The organism is Haloferax denitrificans ATCC 35960 (genome assembly GCF_000337795.1).
In the GTDB taxonomy this organism is placed as follows: Archaea; Halobacteriota; Halobacteria; order Halobacteriales; family Haloferacaceae; genus Haloferax; species Haloferax denitrificans.
Map to the genome: position 1 here is coordinate 64656 of NZ_AOLP01000012.1, position 17948 is coordinate 82603.

12 protein-coding genes are annotated in these 17948 nt (G+C 67.8%); 8 read left to right on the forward strand and 4 right to left on the reverse strand.

Annotated elements, in window-relative coordinates:
• Window position 1: 1 nt before the first annotated feature.
• The 3 genes from pstA to phoU all read left to right on the forward strand — a co-directional run bounded on the left by pstA (window position 2) and on the right by phoU (window position 3387).
• Window positions 2-1630: a phosphate ABC transporter permease PstA gene (pstA, locus tag C438_RS12140; protein WP_004969701.1), complete on the forward strand. Its 1629-nt coding sequence runs from the start codon at window positions 2-4 to the stop codon at window positions 1628-1630.
• 51 nt (window positions 1631-1681) lie between these two features.
• Window positions 1682-2530 (forward strand): phosphate ABC transporter ATP-binding protein PstB, encoded by an 849-nt coding sequence (pstB, locus tag C438_RS12145; protein ID WP_004969702.1) that lies wholly within the window; start codon window positions 1682-1684, stop codon window positions 2528-2530.
• Window positions 2531-2706: 176 nt separating this feature from the next.
• Entirely contained in the window at window positions 2707-3387 is a 681-nt protein-coding gene (phoU, locus tag C438_RS12150) for a phosphate signaling complex protein PhoU (protein ID WP_004969703.1), read from the forward strand.
• Window positions 3388-3486: 99 nt separating this feature from the next.
• Here phoU and C438_RS12155 read toward each other — a convergent pair whose 3' ends face one another.
• The gene (locus tag C438_RS12155; RefSeq protein ID WP_004969704.1) at window positions 3487-5718 is read right to left on the reverse strand and encodes a CDC48 family AAA ATPase; all 2232 of its coding nucleotides are present in this window, start codon (window positions 5716-5718) and stop codon (window positions 3487-3489) included.
• A 193-nt stretch (window positions 5719-5911) separates the two neighbouring features.
• On the opposite strand from C438_RS12155, the gene larC reads away from it, so the two are divergent.
• Entirely contained in the window at window positions 5912-7423 is a 1512-nt protein-coding gene (larC, locus tag C438_RS12160; RefSeq protein ID WP_004969705.1) for a nickel pincer cofactor biosynthesis protein LarC, read from the forward strand.
• A gap of 66 nt (window positions 7424-7489) precedes the next feature.
• Here larC and C438_RS12165 read toward each other — a convergent pair whose 3' ends face one another.
• Both C438_RS12165 and C438_RS12170 read right to left on the reverse strand, forming a co-directional pair.
• Window positions 7490-8029, reverse strand: coding sequence for a hypothetical protein (locus tag C438_RS12165; protein ID WP_004969706.1), 540 nt, complete (start codon window positions 8027-8029; stop codon window positions 7490-7492).
• Window positions 8030-8222: 193 nt separating this feature from the next.
• Entirely contained in the window at window positions 8223-8963 is a 741-nt protein-coding gene (locus tag C438_RS12170) for a hypothetical protein (RefSeq protein WP_004969707.1), read from the reverse strand.
• 84 nt (window positions 8964-9047) lie between these two features.
• On the opposite strand from C438_RS12170, the gene radB reads away from it, so the two are divergent.
• On the forward strand, window positions 9048-9737 hold the full coding sequence (radB, locus tag C438_RS12175) for a DNA repair and recombination protein RadB (RefSeq protein WP_004969708.1): 690 nt from the start codon (window positions 9048-9050) through the stop codon (window positions 9735-9737).
• A gap of 101 nt (window positions 9738-9838) precedes the next feature.
• On the opposite strand, the gene C438_RS12180 is transcribed toward radB, so the two are convergent.
• Window positions 9839-10981 carry a CBS domain-containing protein gene (locus tag C438_RS12180; protein WP_004969709.1) on the reverse strand — a complete coding sequence of 381 codons (1143 nt, stop codon included), beginning with the start codon at window positions 10979-10981 and terminating at the stop codon, window positions 9839-9841.
• Between the two features lie 390 nt (window positions 10982-11371).
• Between C438_RS12180 and C438_RS12185 the strand changes: the two genes are divergently transcribed.
• The 3 genes from C438_RS12185 to C438_RS12195 are packed head-to-tail and all read left to right on the forward strand — an operon-like array spanning window position 11372 to window position 17946.
• Window positions 11372-13648, forward strand: a complete 2277-nt coding sequence (locus C438_RS12185; RefSeq protein WP_049918021.1) for a type II/IV secretion system ATPase subunit — start codon at window positions 11372-11374, stop codon at window positions 13646-13648.
• Window positions 13638-15764: a type II secretion system F family protein gene (locus C438_RS12190; protein WP_004969711.1), complete on the forward strand. Its 2127-nt coding sequence runs from the start codon at window positions 13638-13640 to the stop codon at window positions 15762-15764. Before C438_RS12185 ends, C438_RS12190 begins: the two co-directional genes overlap by 11 nt.
• Before the next feature lie 4 nt (window positions 15765-15768).
• Window positions 15769-17946: a hypothetical protein gene (locus C438_RS12195; RefSeq protein WP_004969712.1), complete on the forward strand. Its 2178-nt coding sequence runs from the start codon at window positions 15769-15771 to the stop codon at window positions 17944-17946.
• Window positions 17947-17948: the final 2 nt, after the last annotated feature.

The window sequence follows — 17948 nt, forward strand, 5'->3', positions numbered from 1 at the left end:
GATGGCGACCGACACCGACTCCGGCTACATCGACGGCTTCGGACAGGTCAGTCGAACCACCGGAACCATCTTCCGGTACCTGCTTTTGGCCGCGACGATGTTCGGCATCGTCACGCTCGCCGTCCTCCTCGTCTACGTCGCAAACGACGCGATTCGCCCGCTCACCGCCGACCTCGGCTGGCATCTCACCTTCTTCCTGACGCTCGTCGTCCCCACGGCGGTCGTCGGCGGCTACCTCGCCCGGCGCAACGTGCCGGCGCTCAAACTCGGCGGCATGGTCGTCGGGATGCTCGCCGTCTCCCTGCTGTTCAGCGGCGGCGTGGCAATCGTCTTCGTCGACATCATCCCGCCGCTGACCGGTCTGTCGTACGTCGTCGGCCTCCTCGTGCCGGCGGCGCTCGTCGTCGTCCTGACGAAGTACGAACAGCAGATTCCGTTCACCCTCCGCGTCGCCGCGACCGGGGCCGCGTTCGTCCTCTCGCTCGTCGGCGTTCCGGGCTACTTCCACAGCATCCCCGAAATCGTCCGCCAACTTCCCGTGGTCCCCGCCGACTGGATGATTCTGACGCTCGTCCTCGGCGGCGTGGCCGCGGTCGTCGTCGGCCAGTACGTCGCTCGAATCCGCGAAGACACCACGGCCGGCCTCGCGGCGGGCGCGTCCGCGCTCCTCCTGACCGGCCTCGCGGCCGTCGTCGGCCCGGCGCTGGGCGTCGACGCGAACGCCGCCGCCGTCGTCACGTCGGTCGCGTTCGTTCCCACGGTGGCCTACGCCGGGGGCGCGGCGGTCACCCGCGAGCGGGAGCGAATCGGCCTCCTGCTCGCGGCCGTCGTCATCGGCGGTTCGCTCGTCGGCGCGGCCGCGGTCGACGCGCTCGGCTTCGCCGGCCCGCAGTCGTGGGTCGACTGGCAGTTCCTCACGAGCGCCCACAGCGGGTCCGCGGAGAACGCCGGTCTCTACCCGGCCATCGGCGGCTCCATCCTGCTGATGGCGACGGTCGCCGCCCTCTCGTTCCCGCTCGGCGTCGGCGCGGCGGTGTACCTCGAAGAGTACGCCCCCGACAACGCCTTCACCCGGTTTATCGACGTGAACATCTCGAACCTCGCCGGCGTCCCCTCGGTCGTCTACGGCCTGCTCGGGCTCGGCGTGTTCGTCACCTACCTCGGCCAGCCCACGGGAACGGTCATCATCGGCGGCGCGACGCTCGCGCTCCTCATCCTGCCCATCGTCATCATCTCCTCGCGCGAGGCGATTCGCTCGGTCCCCAGCGATATGCGGCAGGCGTCCTACGGCATGGGCGCGACGCGCTGGCAGACCGTGAAGAACGTCGTCCTCCCGGAGGCGTTCCCCGGAATCCTGACCGGGACCATCCTCGCGCTCGGCCGCGCCATCGGCGAGACCGCGCCGCTCATCATGATCGGCGCGCCGAACGTCCTTTTCACCCTGCCGACCGAGCTCACCTCGAAGGTGAGCGCGATGCCCCTGCAGGTGTACGCGTGGTCCAGCCTGTTCGCCAGCGAGGACTTCTACACGAAGGCCGTCCCGGCGGGCGTCGTCGTCCTCCTGGCGGTCCTCCTCGCGATGAACTCCATCGCCATCGTCCTGCGCAACAAGTTCGAAAGTGGAAACTGAACGTTACCAATGAGCCAAAGAGACAAAACACCCGAGGGAGAACAGCAAGCCATGAACGGAACAGAGGACCCGACGAACGACGAGATGCTCGTCGAAACCGACGTGAGCGACGGGCTCTCTGCGTCGGCGAACTCGGTGAGTCGGGACGCCGAGACCGTCATCAGCTCGGAGAACATCAACGTCTGGTACGGTGACGACCACGCGCTCACCGACATCACGATGGATATCCCCGAAAACAGCGTGACCGCCATGATCGGTCCCTCCGGCTGTGGGAAGTCCACGTTCCTTCGCTGTATCAACCGCATGAACGACCTCATCGACGTCGCCCGCGTCGAGGGTCGGCTCACGCTCCGCGGCAAGAACGTCTACGACGACGACGTCGACCCCGTCGCTCTCCGCCGCCGCGTCGGCATGGTGTTCCAGAAGCCGAACCCGTTCCCGAAGAGCATCTACGAGAACGTCGTCTACGGCCTGAAGATTCAGGGCATCGACGCCGACTACGACGAGGTCGTCGAGGAGTCGCTCAAGCGCGCCGCCCTCTGGGACGAGGTGAAAGACCGCCTCCACGAGTCCGGACTCGACCTCTCCGGCGGCCAACAACAGCGCCTCTGTATCGCCCGCGCCATCGCCACCGACCCCGAGGTGCTCCTCATGGACGAGCCCGCGTCGGCGCTCGACCCCGTGGCGACCTCCCAGATCGAAGACCTCGTCGAAGAGCTCGCCGAGGACTACACGGTCGTCATCGTCACGCACAACATGCAACAGGCGGCGCGCATCTCCGACAAGACCGCCGTCTTCCTCACCGGCGGCGAACTCGTCGAGTTCGACGACACCCAGAAAATCTTCGAGAACCCCGACAGCCAGCGCGTCGAAGACTACATCACCGGCAAGTTCGGATAGTCCTCGTCCCCGCTCGCGCGCTCTCGGGTCGCTTCTGCGAGCCGTTCGATTCGCGCCCCCGGAGCGACGCCCGCGCCCCGCCGTCGCACATTCGACACGGTCGTTCGGGACGTATCGCCGACTCGACCACCGGAACCATCACAAGGAATTTCACTTCGCCTGTCGGAACGTCACGTATGGCCAGAAACACGTACCAGTCTCGCCTCAATCAGCTCGAAGAGGACGTGTTGTATCTCAGCGAACTCGCCGCCGAACGGGTCCGGTTCGCCCTCGACGCGCTCGAAGACAAAGACGAGCGGAAGGCACAGGAAGTCATCGAGGGAGACCACGAGATCAACCGCATCTACCTCGACTTAGAACAGGACTGCATCGACCTGCTGGCGCTCCAACAGCCGGTCGCTGGCGACCTGCGGTTCATCGCGGCGTCGTTCAAGATTATCACCGACCTCGAACGCATCGGCGACCTCGCGACCAACCTCGCGCAGTACGCCATCGACGCCGAAAACGACGTGTACGCGGAAGTCGACATCCGCCGCATCGGCGACGCCGCCCTCGACATGGTCGACCAGGCGATGGACGCCTACGAGACCGAAGACACCGATCTCTGTCGCTCCGTGGCCGAGCGCGACGACGACCTCGACGCGATGTGCGACAGCGCCTCGGAGAGCATCGTCCGCGACCTCATGACCGGCGACGACTTCGAGGGCGACGGCGACCTCGACCCCGAGACCGCCCTCGTCGACGTGCGCCGACTCCTGCTCACGGTGCGCGACCTCGAACGCATCGGCGACCACGCCGTCAACGTCGCGGCGCGGACGCTCTACATGATAGACAACGACGACTCACTGCTGTTCTGAGCGGGCGTCTCGACCCGACGCGTCGCTGACGCGTCGCTGTCCCCTTCGAAAATCGAAAATTAAGAGAAAGACACGACCGCAGAGCGCCGACCGTCGGGCTTACTGGAAGCCGATGCGGCCGCCGTCGCGGGTGTCGGGCGACAGCCCCTCGCGGGCGCCGCCTTTGAACTGGTCTTGGATGTCCTCGTAGTAGCGCATCAGTTCCTCGGTGATGGTCGGGCGGACCGACTCCATCGCCTTGCGGAAGTGGCGCATCTCGATTTCCTCGGCGTCGGAGTCCTCGCGGAGCGCCTCGATGGCCGCCTCGCGGCAGATGGATTCGAGGTCGGAGCCGACGTAGCCGTCGGTTATCTCCGCGATTTCGCGGAGGCTCACGTCGGGGGCGAGCGGGCTCTGCTGGGTGTGGATGTCGAGAATCTGCTCGCGGCCCTCCTCTGCGGGCTGGCCGATGAGCACGAGGCGGTCGAACCGGCCCGAGCGGATGAGCGCGGGGTCGATCATGTCCGGGCGGTTGGTCGCCGCGATGACCATGACGTTGCCCGCGTCTTCGAGGCCGTCTAACTCCGTCAGGAGTTGGTTGACGACGCGCTCGGAGACGTTGTTGCCCATGTCGTTGCCGCGGGCCGGGGCGAGCGCGTCGAGCTCGTCGAAGAAGATGATGGTCGGCGAGACCTGCCGCGCCTTGCGGAACGTCTGCCGAATCGCCTTCTCCGACTCGCCGACCCACTTCGACAGCAGTTGCGGGCCGCGCACCGAGATGAAGTTCGCGTTCGTCTCGTTGGCGACGGCCTTCGCTATCAGGGTCTTGCCCGTGCCGGGCGGCCCGTAGAGGAGCACGCCCTTCGGGGCCTCGATGCCCATCCGCTGGAACTTCTCGGGCGTGGTCAGCGGCCACTCGACGCTCTCTTGGACCTTCTGTTTGGGCCCTTCGAGACCGCCCACGTCCTCCCACGTGACCTTCGGAATCTCGACGAGCACCTCGCGCATCGCCGAGGGTTCGACCTCGCCGAGCGCCCCGCCGAAGTCGTCGTTCTTGACGACCATGCGGTCGATGAGGCTCGGCGGGATGTCCTCCCTGTCGAGGTCGATTTCGGGGAGGTAGCGCCGGAGCGCCTTCATCGCGGCCTCCTTCGTCAGCGCCTCGATGTCCGCGCCGACGAAGCCGTGGGTGTCGTCGGCGAGGTCGTCGAGGTCCACGTCGTCCGAAAGCGGCATGCCGCGGGTGTGAATCTGGAGGATTTCCTTGCGGCCCTCCTCGTCAGGCACGCCGATTTCGATTTCGCGGTCGAACCGACCGGGCCGGCGGAGCGCGGGGTCCACCGAGTCGACGCGGTTCGTCGCCGCGATGACGATGACCTGACCGCGGGCTTCGAGCCCGTCCATCATCGTCAAGAGTTGGGCGACGACCCGGCGTTCGACCTCGCCGGTCACGTCCTCGCGCTTGGGCGCGATGGAGTCGAGCTCGTCGATGAAGATGATGCTCGGCGACTCCTCTTTGGCGTCCTCGAATATCTCGCGGAGCTGTTGTTCGGACTCGCCGTAGTACTTCGAGATGATTTCCGGCCCTGCGATAGAGAAGAAACTCGCGGAGGTCTCGTTGGCGACCGCGCGGGCGAGAAGCGTCTTCCCGGTGCCCGGCGGCCCGTGGAGCAACACCCCCTGCGGGGGCTCGATGCCCAGTTTCTTGAATATCTGGGGGTGTTTCATCGGCAGTTCGACCATCTCGCGGACGCGCTGAATCTCGTTGGTCAGGCCGCCGATGTCCTCGTAGGTGATGCCGCCGCCGGCCTTCTCGAAGCCGGAGATGGGCTCCTCACGGAGCTCGACGTCGGTGTCCTCTGTGACGAGGACGACGCCGTCGGGCTTCGTCTCGACGGCGATGAGCGGAATCGCCTGTCCGGGCGACCGCATAAACGGGTGGTTCGTACTCGACATCACCGGGACGATGTCGCGTTCGACCACGGGCCGCTTGAGAATCTGCCGTTTGACCATGCCGGCCGCGTCGGACCCGAACTGCACGCTCGCCTCCTCCGGCGGCGCAAGCACGAGTTTGTCGGCCTTCGTGGCCTCTGCCTTGCGGATGGTGACCCGCTCTCCGATACCCACGTCGGCGTTCTGCCGCGTGAACCCGTCGATGCGGACCGTATCCGTGTTCCAGTCCTGCCGGTCTGCCCGCCACACCTTCGCGGCGGTCGTTTTTCCTCCCTCTATCTCGATGATGTCTCCCGGCGAGAGCTTGAGATGGAGCAAGGTGTCCGGATCAAGACGGGCGATGCCGCGCCCCGAGTCGTTCGGGTACGCTTTCGCCACTTCGAGTTGGACTTCGTTCATGATTACCTCGCGGGGATGCTGATACCTGTGAGAGGCCATCGGATAAGTCCTTCCCCGGTCTGCCCGAGGCGACGTCCTCTCGTGGTTACAGCCTAGCACACCGTAGGGCGGGCGGCTACTAATCCCTACCGACTGGACAGGGGACGGCGCGTCGATGGCTGGCGTTTTTAGGCTCGGACACGACGGTTCACGCATGCGACTCCTCGCGTTCGACGGCCGGATGGGTGCCAGCGGCGACATGCTCCTCGGCGCGCTCGTCGCCGCCGGTGCCGACCCGTCCGTCCTCTCGCCCGTCGAAGACGCCCTCGACGTGACCTACCGCGTCCACGAGGTCGACAAAAACGGCATCCTCGCGACCAAGGTGGACGTGCTCCTCGCGGAGGCCGACGGGGGCGACCCCCGCGGCGAGGGCCACGGCGACGACCACCGACACCAGCCCGAACCCGAGGACGGAACCGGTGACGAGCGCGACGAGGGCGACCGAGACGACGGGGATGACGTCGACGCCGGCCACAGCCACCAGCACCAGTACCGCCGTCACGACCGCGCCCGCGGCGAGAGCGCGCCCGACCACACGCACTCCCACGACGACTCCCACGCCGAGGGACACGACCATTCGCACGACCACGACCACGACCATTCGCACGACCACGACCACGACCATTCGCACGACCACGACCACGACCACACCCACGCCGAGGGCCACGGCCCGCATCGGACCTATCCCGAGGTCGTCGACCTCGTCGAGTCGATGGACCTGCCCGCGGGCGTCGTCGCGGACGCGACGGCCATCTTCCGCGTGCTCGGCGAGGCCGAGGCCGAGGTTCACGGCACCGACCTCGACGCGACGCACTTCCACGAGGTCGGCGCGGACGACGCCATCGCCGACGTGGTCGGGGTCTGTCTCCTCCTCGACGACCTCGACGTGGACCGCGTCGTCACCGCCCCGGTCGCCGTCGGCGGCGGCGAGGCGGAGATGAGCCACGGAACCTACCCGGTCCCCGCGCCCGCCGTGGTCAACATCACCGCGGCGGCCGACTGGTCGGTCCGCGGCGGTCCCGTCGAATCCGAACTGCTCACCCCCACGGGCGCGGCCATCCTCGCGCACCTCGCCGAGGGCGTCGAGTCGCTCCCGTCGATGTCGGTCGAGTCGTCCGGCTACGGGGCCGGCGGTCGGGACTTTTCGGACCACCCGAACGTCCTCCGCGCGGTCGTCGGCGACGGCGGCTCACGGCTCGTCCGCGACGATATCTCCGTCCTCGAAACGAACCTCGACGACGCGACGCCCGAGGTCCTCGGCGGGCTTCAGGAGACCCTGAAGGACGCCGGCGCGCGCGACGTGACCATCGTCCCGACGACGATGAAGAAGTCCCGCCCCGGCCACCTCGTCAAGGTCGTCGTCAGGCCGGAAGACGCCGAGCGCGTCGCCTACCGCCTCGCGGTCGAAACGGGCACGCTCGGCATCCGCGAGCACGGCGCGGGCCACCGCTGGACCGCCCGCCGCGAGTTCGAGACGGCGACGCTCGACGTCGACGGCGACGACTACGAGGTGAGCGTGAAGGTCGGAAGCGACGCCGACGGCGTCGTCTACGACCGGAGCGCCGAGTACGACGACGCGTTGGCGGTGGCGAACGAGACGGGGCTTCCGGTCCGCGAGGTCATGCGCCGCGCCGTCAACGCGGTGGCGTCGGAAGCCAGCGACTGAGCGGTTCGCGGGGCTCTTCGCCCGGGACGCTTCGCCGAAAAAACCGTTCGCGGCCGCCCCGTCAGGTCACTTCTCGTTGAACTGCGGCCGGGAGTTGAACGGCGCGAACGTCCCCGCGGGGTTGTTCACGTGGACCCACGCGTGGAGGCCCCAGTGGCCCGCCGCGAAGCCCCACATGCCGTCGTCGCTATCGCCGTGGAACAGGTCCGGGAACGGGCCGGCGTACGTCTCTATCTCGTCGAACAGGTACTCGGCCGCGCCGAGGACGAGCGTTTCCCTGCCGTTGCCCTCGTTTTTCCCGTAGACGAGCGCGGCGGGTTTCGTGAGGTCGACCTCGTCGTCGTAGTTCTCGATGACGTAGTCGTGGTTCACGTAGTGGTAGCCCATGCCCGGGATAAACGGACTTTCGAGGACGTATCCGTCTTCGATGGCCTTCCGAACGTCGGCGTACTTCGACGTGGCCGCCCGGACCGACGCGAGTTCGCGCTGGAGCGCCCCGCGGTGCGCCGCCGCGGGCGCGGCGAACGCGCCGACCGAGAGCGCACCGACGCCGAGTGCCTTCAGATACGTTCGTCGCCCGACCGGAGGGGTGCGTGATGTGCTCATGCGACACACAATACGCACCGGGAGAAGGTAGGTATGAATCGGGCACGGCGCGTCTCATAAACTGAGAGTCGCGTTACGAGCGTTCTTTTCGGTCCGACCACTCGACGCGCGGGCACCCTCCGCCGGTCGCGGAGCGCCACGTTAGGCGGCCGTTAACGGCGTCGAAACCGTCGCCGCGGGCCGCCGCGGACACTCACTCCTCGCGCGAGCGGTGTTCGTCCAGCGCCTCGTCGATGCTCAGCTCGCCGCCGGCGACGCGCCGGGCGAGCGCCTCGTCGATGGTGCGGTTGTCCTCGGACGCCTCCCGCGAGCGCGCCTTGATGCGCGTGAGCTCGCCCTCGGTCGGCTCTATCTCGCGGGACTCGATGCGCTCGCCGTCCCGGCGGGCGATGTTCACCGCGGCGAGCACGTCGCCCATGCCGCGCGCGCCGCTTCCGAGGTACGGCGTCGTCCCGGTCTCGTCGACGAGTTCGACCGCGACGCCGTCGAGTTCGTTGATGAGCTTCGCGCCCTGTAAGCGCGCGCCGTCGCCGATGCGGACCACGGGGTCGACCGCGTCGTCGGTCTCTTCTCGGATGACCTCGACGGCGTCCGAAAGCGGGACGTGGAACGCGGCGACGACCGTCTCGCCCGAGAGGACCGCGATACCCGGTCTGGTTCCGGGGTCGACGCCGACGACGGTCTGTCCGCCGTCGCCGCGGAGGCTCGCGAGCGCCTCGTCGACGGCGCGGCGCACGTCGTCGCCCGTGGCGGTCACGCGGGTCACGTCGGCGTCGACGCCGCCAACATCGTCGTCGGGGCCGGTGAGGAGGACCTCCGCCCGTTCGGGCAGGGGGTCGCCCGGCTCGACGGTCGTGAACGCGACTCCTCGGCTCCGCAGTTCGGACACGGCCTCGTGGTAGAGGTCGAAGTCCGCGGTGGCGACGACTATCACGGGCGGTCTTTGGCGGCGGCGACGAATAAAGCGTCGTGCGCGGCGACCGGGGTCTTTTTCGGCCGGTGGCTCGCACCACCAGACGTGACAGAGTCAGTCTCCACCGGCTGTGACGCGCTCGACGACCTCCTCGACGGCGGGTTCGAACGCGGCACCGTCACGCAGGTGTACGGTCCCTCCGCGGCCGGCAAGACCAACGTCGCGCTCTCGGCGGCGGTCCGGGTCGCCGCCGCGGGCGGCACCGTCGTCTACATCGACACCGAGGGCCTGTCGGTCGACCGCTTCCAACAGCTCGCGGAGGCGGTCGCCCCCGAGGACGTGGAGTCTGTGACCTCGCGGCTGATGATAAGCGAGGCGTACGATTTCGAGGACCAAGAACAGGCCGTCCGCGACGCCGAGGAGTTCGCCGCCAGCGCCGACCTCATCGTCCTCGACTCCGCGACCGGGTTCTACCGGCTCGAACGGACCGCCGAGGGCGACGGCGGCGAGGCGCTTCGCCGGGTGGCACGGCAGGTCACGCACCTGCTGTCGCTCGCGCGCAAACACGACCTCGCGGTCGTCCTGACGAACCAGGTGTACTCTGACCCAGACACCGACCGGACGCGCGCGCTCGGCGGCCACACTCTCGAACACTGGACCGGGACCGTCGTCCGTCTCGACCGCTTCCGCGGCGGCAACCGCCGGGCGACGCTGGAGAAACACCGCGCGAAACCCGCCGGGGAGACGGCGACGTTCAAGATAACGGACCGCGGGCTCTCCGCGGCGGACGTGTAGAAAAAGGTCGACGCGGCCGGGCGGACGACCCGGCCGAATCCCGCTCCTGTCTTCAGTTTCTGCTTCGTCTCGGGCGCGCCGATGAGCGCCGGGCGACTGCGTTACAGGTCGTTGAGCTTGCGGAGCAGTTGGCCGCGGTAGCGCTCGTCGGCCTCGAAGCCCTTGACTTCGAGCACGTTGCGTTCGAGTTTGTCGAGCGCGACGTGGAACGCGTGTTCGGCGCCGTAGCCCTCGCCGCTACCGGCCAGTTGGCCGTGGCTCGTGCGGAGCCGAATCTGGCACTGGATGAGCGGCGTGCCGCGGAGCTTCTCTTTGTGCTCGTGGAAGCGGACGTGGGCGTGGAGCACGCTCATCCGCTGGTACTTGTCCGCGACCTCGGTGATAGCCGAGTTGATGTCGGCGCGGCTCAGCGTTTCGAGGAGGCCGATGTTCGTGACCTGCACGTCCATCTGCTCTTCTTCGGTGTAGGTGAGCGCGCGGAGCACGTCGGTCTTGGTCACCACGCCGAGGACCTCGCCGTCGTCGGCGGCGGGCGTGACGACCAGCCCGGCGATGTTGTGTTCCAGCATGCGCGCGACCGCGTCGCGGACGCTCTCTTCGGGCGTCGCCGTGCGCGCCGGGCTGGTCATCAGGTCGTAGACCGGGAGGTCGAGCATCCGGTCGGTGTCGCCGCGGCGGTCCTGTTTGCCCTGCCGACCCTCGTCGCGCACCATGAACTCGACGAGGTCGTAGGTGGTCAGGATACCTTCGAGGCGGCCCTCGTCGTTGACGACCGGCAACCGCGAGACGCCGTGTTCGCGGAGGCGGTTGATGGCCTGCCCGAGGTGGTCGCGCTCGCCGACGGTGACCACGTCGTCGGTGTAAATCTGCTCGACGGTCAGCGCGTCGAGGTTGTCGAGGACGGCTTCGAGGATGGCGTCCTGCGTGATGATGCCGTACTGTTTTTCGCCCTCGTAGACCGGCGCGACCTTCGTGTCGCCCTCGACGAGCATGCGCGCGACCTCGCGCACGTTCTCGTGACGGTCTATCTTGGGGACGGCCTTCGTCAGCGCGGCCGCTTTGGTGTTGTCCTCGACGTGCGAGTTGATGAGCTGTTTCTCACCGATGACGCCCGCGTACTCGCCGTCGTCCTGAACGATGATGCCCTTAGGGTTTTCCCGCTCGAAGATGGAGCGGACTTTGCCTAATCGCTCGTCAACGTCGACCTCGATGAAATCAGGAGTGGCGATATCAGCAATATCCATAATACATCCTTACATACAACGCCTCGTCTCTTGAAGGTTCGTCCCGTTTCCACCCGCTAGGAAGGACCGAAATCGCAAGGCCACGACGGGGCTGAAGGGGCGAATTCCGCCGGCAGACGGCCTATGTCTATTGTTAACACTCCAATTCCGCTGAATGTCGCCGTTTCTCGCCGACGCGCCGGCCGGGGACGCCGGCCGCGAGGGGCAGTACTCTCAGTCGGTTGTCAGCCCTCGCCGGGTCATTTCGGGGGCGTTCCGGTCTAACTCCCCCGCCGAACGCGGCCCAGTTATATCCCTGAATTCGGCGGTAGTCCCGGCCTAACCTGCCGAATTCGGACATCTAGTCGCTCCATACTTACAGTAGTTCCTACCGTTCAGTATTTCCAGAGAATGGCGTCTCCTGACAAGAATTCCCAGACTGACCGCCGCGATGGCGAAGAATCGTTCCGAGCAGACGGTGGCACCGCCGAACTGGTCCCCACGACCGGTCCGGAGGCGATGGCCGCCCGCGCGAGTGAACTCCCGGTCCCCGCGTCGGACCGCATCGAGTACGGCCCCGCCGACCCCGTCGAAGACGAGGCGGAAGACGAAGACCGCCCGGAAACGCTCCGGGAGGCCGTCCTCCGCGAGGTGAAGGCGTTCTTCGCCGCCATCGACGACGAGACGGCGTTCGCGCCCGCGCCCTCCGAGGCGTTCATCGAAGACAAGTTCTTCGACTTCGCGTTCCTCGACGGCGTCGAGGCCATCGAACACTACTGGGTGAACAAGCCCTTCGCGTTCGTCTCCATCCTGTACGACCACGAGAAGCGCGAACACCGGTACCACGTGAGCGAGCCGCTCCTCGACCCCTTCGAGGACTTCGTGCGCGAGGACCTGACGAAGATTCTGCGCAACAGCCTGCTGTACCGCGACCTCGACGCCGACGGCGACCGCGAGGACGTCTTCGACGAGGAGGCCCGCGAGATAATCTCCGAACACGCCGCGACGGTCGAAGAGGGGTCGCTCTGGAAGCTGTTTTACTTCCTGCTTCGGGACTTCATCCACTTCGGCCGCATCGACCCCGTGATGCGCGACCCCGGCATCGAAGACATCTCCTGTGACGGCGACGACGTGCCCGTCTACGTCTTCCACAGCGTCTACCGGGACGTGCCGACGAACGTCGTCTTCGACGACGGCGACCTCTCGTCGTTCACCATCCGCCTCGCGCAACGCGCGGGCAAGCAAGTGACGGTCTCCGACCCGCTCGTGGACGCGAGCCTCCCGGACGGCTCGCGCGTCCAGTTGACCCTCGGCTCCGACATCGCCACCCGCGGGTCGAACTTCACCATCCGGAAGTTCTCGGACGTGCCGCTGTCGCCGGTCGACCTCGTGCGCTGGAACACCTTCAGCGTCGAGCAGATGGCGTACTTCTGGCTCGCCATCGAGAACAACCGCTCGCTCATCTTCGCGGGCGGCACGGGCTCCGGGAAGACCACCTCGATGAACGCGGTGTCCTTCTTCGTCCCCGGCCACGCGAAGGTCGTCTCCATCGAGGACACCCGCGAAATCACCCTCCCGCACGACAACTGGATTCAGTCGGTCACCCGCGACACGTTCACTGCCGACGGCCGCGGCGAGGTGTCGATGTACGCGCTCCTGCAGGCCGCGCTCCGACAGCGCCCCGAGTACCTGCTGGTCGGCGAGATTCGCACGGAAGAGCGCGTCGCCCTGACGTTCTTCCACTCCATCGCCACGGGCCACACCGCGTACACGACGTTCCACGCAGACTCCTCGGAGGGCGTGGTCCACCGCATGCGCAACGAGCCCCTCGGCGTGCCCGCCCAGATGCTCTCGGACCTCGACATCATCTCGGTCCAAAAGCAGATTCACCTCGACGGCGACCGGACCCGCCGGAACATCGCCGTCACCGAAATCGCCGGCGTCGACGACGACGGCGAGGTCGAACTCCGCGACGTGTTCAAGCGCAACCCCGAAAACGACGCCCACGAGCGCGTCGGCGACTCCGTCGTCCTCGACGAAATCGCCGCCGAGCGCGGCTGGACGAAGGCCGACCTCAAGTACGAACTCGACATCCGCGCCGACGTGCTCCGGTACATCGCCGCCTCGGGCGTCGACGACTACCTGACGGTGTCGGCGATGATTCGCCGCTTCGAGCGCGACCGCGAGGGCCTCCTCGCGCACGTCTACGCCGAGACCTCGCTGGTCTCCGTCGACGACGAGGCCGACGAACACGGCGACGACGCGGCCGACGAGGCTGACGCCCCGGCCGACGACCTCGACGACGACGAAATCGAGGTCTCGCCCGAGACCGAGCGGCTCCTCGCGGACCTGTTCGACATCGAGTTAGACGACGACGCTGACGGCGACGAAACGCCCGACGCCGCCGAGGCGGAGGCCGCCCCCGAACCCGCGCCCGCCGCCGAAAGCGACGACGCTGATGTCGGCGCAGACGACGCGGAAGCCGATTCCGCTGTCGTCGCAGACGCCGTCGAGTTCGACGATATCGCGGAGGCCGGCCCCGCGCCGGCCGATGACGCCTCGGACGCTTCGGACGCTTCCGACGCTTCGGACGCTTCCGACGCCTCAGATGGCTCGGTCGCCGACGAACCCGACGACGCCGAAACCGTGACCGACGACGACGACCGGGAGGCCGACGATGCCCGCTGACTCGTCGGCGTCGGTTCCCCTGCCCGACTACGAGGTCGAGCAGTACTTCCCGCGCGAACACTTCGACGAGTCGCCCGAGGAGGTCGAGCGACTCCGCCAGCGCTACGGCTACGTCCGCACGTACTTCAAGCGCCACCCGGCGGGCCACCGCGACCTCCAGCGCTGGCTGAACCAGACCCGCGTGGGCACGACCTACGACCTGTATCTCACCCAGTCGATTAAGCTGGCGGTCGTCACCGCGGCGTTCGGCTCGCTCGTCGGGCTCGCGCTCACGTTCGTCCTCGCCCGCACGGGCGTGCTGGCGAACGCGTCGAGCCCCGTGAGCCTCGGCATCGCGGCGCGATACGTCGCCCCGCTTTCCCCCTACAAGGTGCCCATCCTCGGCGTGGTCCTCGTCGGCCTCGTCGGCGGGTTGGCGGCCGCCGGGACCTACTACGCCCGGTACTACCTCCCCAAGAGCCGCGCCGAGATGCGCGGCCGGAGCATCGACATCCTGCTCCCGCACGCCATCGTCTACATGTACGCGCTCAGCCACGGCGGGATGAGCTTCCTCGAAGTCATCCGCTCCGTCGCCGACGCGCCCGACTACGGCGAGGTGTCCCGCGAGTTCGAGATGATCGCCCGCGACATGGACCTGTTCGGTAACGACCTGTTCACGGCGCTCCGCAACTCCCGGAACCTGACGCCCTCGATCAACTTCGAGCAGTTCCTCGACGACTTGCTGTCGGTCCTCGACTCCGGCGGCGACGTGACCGCCTTCCTCGACCGCGAGTCCGCGACGTACCTCGAAGAGGCCCGCGACGAACAGGAGGACTTCATCGAGACGCTGTCGATGCTCTCGGAGGTGTTCGTCGCCGCGTTCGTCGCCGCGCCGCTCCTGCTCATCGTCACCCTGATGGTCATCAGCTTCCTCGGCGGCGACACGCTCGTCCAGCTGTACGCGCTGAACTACCTCATCTTCCCGCTCGGGATGGGGCTGTTCTTGCTCCTCGTGGACGTGCTCTCCTCGCCGTACACCCAGGACACGGTCCGGACGAAACACGACGTGACCGTCCTCGAAGAGATTCGGACGGTCGTGGTCGACTTCCTCGGCGCGATGCGCCGCGAGGTCCAGCGCGCCCGCGAGGCCCGCTGGGGGAGCGACGGAATCGCCTCCGACGGCGGCTTCGTCGACGAGCGACTCGACGACTACCGCCTCGAAAACGCGGTGTACGAGCTTCGGACGCTCATCGGCGACCCGCTCGACATCATGCGCCGCCAGCCGTACCTCTCGGCGGCCTTCACGGTGCCCGTCGCGCTCCTGTCGGTCGTCGCCGTCTACGTGCTCGGCCTCGCGACGCCGAGCCTCGACGCCATGCTCACGAACCCGTACAACACGACGGTCTGGTACGTCGTCCTCCCGTTCGCCATCGTGGCGGTCCCGCTGACGGTGTTCCACGAGCTTCGGACCCGCCGCGAGCGCACCCTCGAACGGCGCTTCCCCGACACGCTGAACCTGCTGTCGAGCGCCAACCAGATGGGCATCTCGCTGGTCGAGTCGCTCGCGCTCGTCTCCCGCTGGTCGAACGGCGCGCTCGCGGACGAACTCCGCGCGCTCCGCAACGACATCCGCTGGAACCACGACGCCCACGCGGCGCTCATGGCGTTCGCCACCCGGCTCAACGTCCCGCAACTCTCGCGGGTCATCCGGCTCATCGCCAGCGGCGGCCGCACCAGCGGCGACCTCTCGCGCGTCCTCAGCGTCGCCGCGGAGGACACCCGCAACCGCTACAAACTGGAGAAGTCCCGCCGTCGCGCGATGGGTTCGTACATCGCCATCGTCGTCATCGGGTACTTCGTCTACCTGTTCGTCATCCTGATGCTCGGTGCGAGCTACCTCGCCCCGCTCGCCGAGATGACCGCGCCCACGACGGCGTCGAACGGGCAGGCGCTCCCCATCGGTATCGGCTCCGTCCCGCTGGCGAACTTCCACGTGGTGTTCTTCCACTCCGCGCTGATTCAGGCGGTCGGAAGCGGGCTCCTCGCCGGCAAACTCGCCGACAACAGCGCCCTCAGCGGGTTGAAGTACGCCCTCGGACTGTCCGCGCTGGCGCTCGTCGCCTTCGCACTGGTGTAAGGCCATGACTCACAACACTCCCAACAACACCCAATACACACAATCGCCCCTCAGGCACGTACTGCGCGGGCTCGTCGCGGGCGAAGCCCGCCGCGGCTCGCACCTCCGCGGTGACCGCCGCGGGGCCTCGGCCATCCTCGGCACGATGCTCGCGTTCGCGCTCGTCGTCTCGCTCGTCGCGATGGTGCAGGTCTCGGCGGTCCCCGCGTGGAACCAACAGACCGAGTTCGAACACCTCACGGCCGCCGAGACCGACTTCGCCGCGTTCGACGAGAGCGTCGCGAAGGCCGTCGACGGCCGGCAGACCCGCGCGACCCTCGACGCCGGCGTCGACTACCCGACCCGCGCGCTGTTCGTCTCGCCCGCCGCCGGCTCCGGAAGCCTCCGGACGACCGACCCCGCGACGGCCCGCATCTCCGGGGCGGTCGCGACCGGCGAGACCGGCACCTACTGGGACGGCTCCGAACACGCGTTCGACACCCAGCAGTTCGTCTACCGCCCCGACTACCGGTACCTCCAGAGCGAGCCCTCGCTCGTCCACGAGGGGACCGCACAGTACACCGCCTACGCGGGGAGCGAGGTCGGCGCGACCCAGTCGCTCGTCGACGGAACCAAGGTCTCTCTCGTCTTCCTCGAAGGCGACATCGACACCGCGACGAGCGAGGCGACCACCTTCGGCGTCGTGCCCCTGAGCGCCGGCACCGACTACATCACGGTCACCGACGCGGGCACGCCAATCACCATCTCGGTCCCCACTCAGCTCTCCGAAGACGCGTGGCGCGACCTGCTGGCCGACGAGCCGAACGTCCGCTCTATCGCCTACGCGACCGGCACCGACTCCAACACCCTGACGGTCGAACTCGAACCCGGCAAGACCTACGACCTGCGGCTCTCGCGGGTCGGCATCGACACACCCGGCGCGCTCCAAGCGCCCGCCTACATCGTCGACGTCGAGGGCGACAACGCCGTCGTCCCGCCGGGCGCGAGCCACCGGGCCGTCGTCGAGGTCCGCGACGCGCAGAACAACCCCGTCCCCAACGCGGTCGTCAGGGCCAGCCCCGGCCTGACCGCCGAAAGCGGCCGGGTCGTCGCGCGCGACACCGGCACCGTCTCGACCGTCACCGATTCGGACGGCCGCGCGACGTTCGTCTACACCGCGACCGGGAGCATCGACGGCGTCGTCAACGACGAGTTCGACGTGGTCGTCAAGAACGCCGCGGGCGCGACCGTCGACCGCGTGACCTTCGACGTACAGCTCCGCGAGGGCGGCGTCACCGACCCGCTCCGCGGGCTCGTGGCCGCCGTCGACGACCCCGGCTTCGTCTACGCCGACGTCGACGGCAACGGCGAGTTCGACGGCGCGGACTACCGCGTCAACAACACCGGCACGGGCGGCGACGTGAAATACGACGCCGGCACCGACCGGCTCGTCGTCCCGCCGAGCACCGGAACCATCGTCTCCGACCGCGACGTCACCCTCGCGGGCGACGGCGTCTCGCTCCACGTCGACGTCGTCGCCACCGGCTCGAACAGCAAAATCGACGTCGACGCCGGAAGCGGCTCGCTGGCCGCGGTCGGCGTCAGCGTCACCTCGGTGTCGGGCAAGGACATCACCGTGACCGCGGGCGACGAAATCGACCTCTCCGGCGCGTCAGTCACGCAGGGAAGCAAAGCCAGCCTCTCTATCGAGGCCGGCGGCGACATCGACCTCGACAACGCCGGGGTGACGGTCGCACAGGACAGCAACAGCCTCCGCGTCGTCTCGACGAACGGCTTCGTCAGCGCCCGGAGCGCCGACATCAGCGGGAAGGGCGACATCCGCATCGACGGCACGGACGGCGTCGACCTCGCCGGAGCCGGCCTCTCGGGGGTCAAGGACAACGGCGCGCTCGACGTCGTCTCCGCGCGCGGCGGGGTCAACCTCAACGGGGTGGTCATGCTCGGCGACGGCGACATCGTCGTCGACGCCGAGGGCAACGTCTTCGTCGTCGGCGCGAACATCGCCTCGACCAAGACGGACGTGGTGATAACCTCCGACAGCGGGATGGTCAGCGGCCGCGAGGCCGCCATCTCCGCCGAGGACGACGTGACCATCACCGCGGCGGTCCGCATCTACCTGCCCGACTCCTCTATCGAAGACGAGGACGCGCCCGAACTGAACGCGCCCGAAAAGGAGGTCTGAGC

Coding starts and splice junctions, on each gene's coding strand:
- pstA (WP_004969701.1), top strand. CDS start 2: ATGGCGACCGACACCGACTCCGGCTACATCGACGGCTTCGGACAGGTC.
- pstB (WP_004969702.1), top strand. CDS start 1,682: ATGAACGGAACAGAGGACCCGACGAACGACGAGATGCTCGTCGAAACC.
- phoU (WP_004969703.1), top strand. CDS start 2,707: ATGGCCAGAAACACGTACCAGTCTCGCCTCAATCAGCTCGAAGAGGAC.
- C438_RS12155 (WP_004969704.1), bottom strand. CDS start 5,718: ATGAACGAAGTCCAACTCGAAGTGGCGAAAGCGTACCCGAACGACTCG.
- larC (WP_004969705.1), top strand. CDS start 5,912: ATGCGACTCCTCGCGTTCGACGGCCGGATGGGTGCCAGCGGCGACATG.
- C438_RS12165 (WP_004969706.1), bottom strand. CDS start 8,029: ATGAGCACATCACGCACCCCTCCGGTCGGGCGACGAACGTATCTGAAG.
- C438_RS12180 (WP_004969709.1), bottom strand. CDS start 10,981: ATGGATATTGCTGATATCGCCACTCCTGATTTCATCGAGGTCGACGTT.
- C438_RS12185 (WP_049918021.1), top strand. CDS start 11,372: ATGGCGTCTCCTGACAAGAATTCCCAGACTGACCGCCGCGATGGCGAA.
- C438_RS12190 (WP_004969711.1), top strand. CDS start 13,638: ATGCCCGCTGACTCGTCGGCGTCGGTTCCCCTGCCCGACTACGAGGTC.
- C438_RS12195 (WP_004969712.1), top strand. CDS start 15,769: ATGACTCACAACACTCCCAACAACACCCAATACACACAATCGCCCCTC.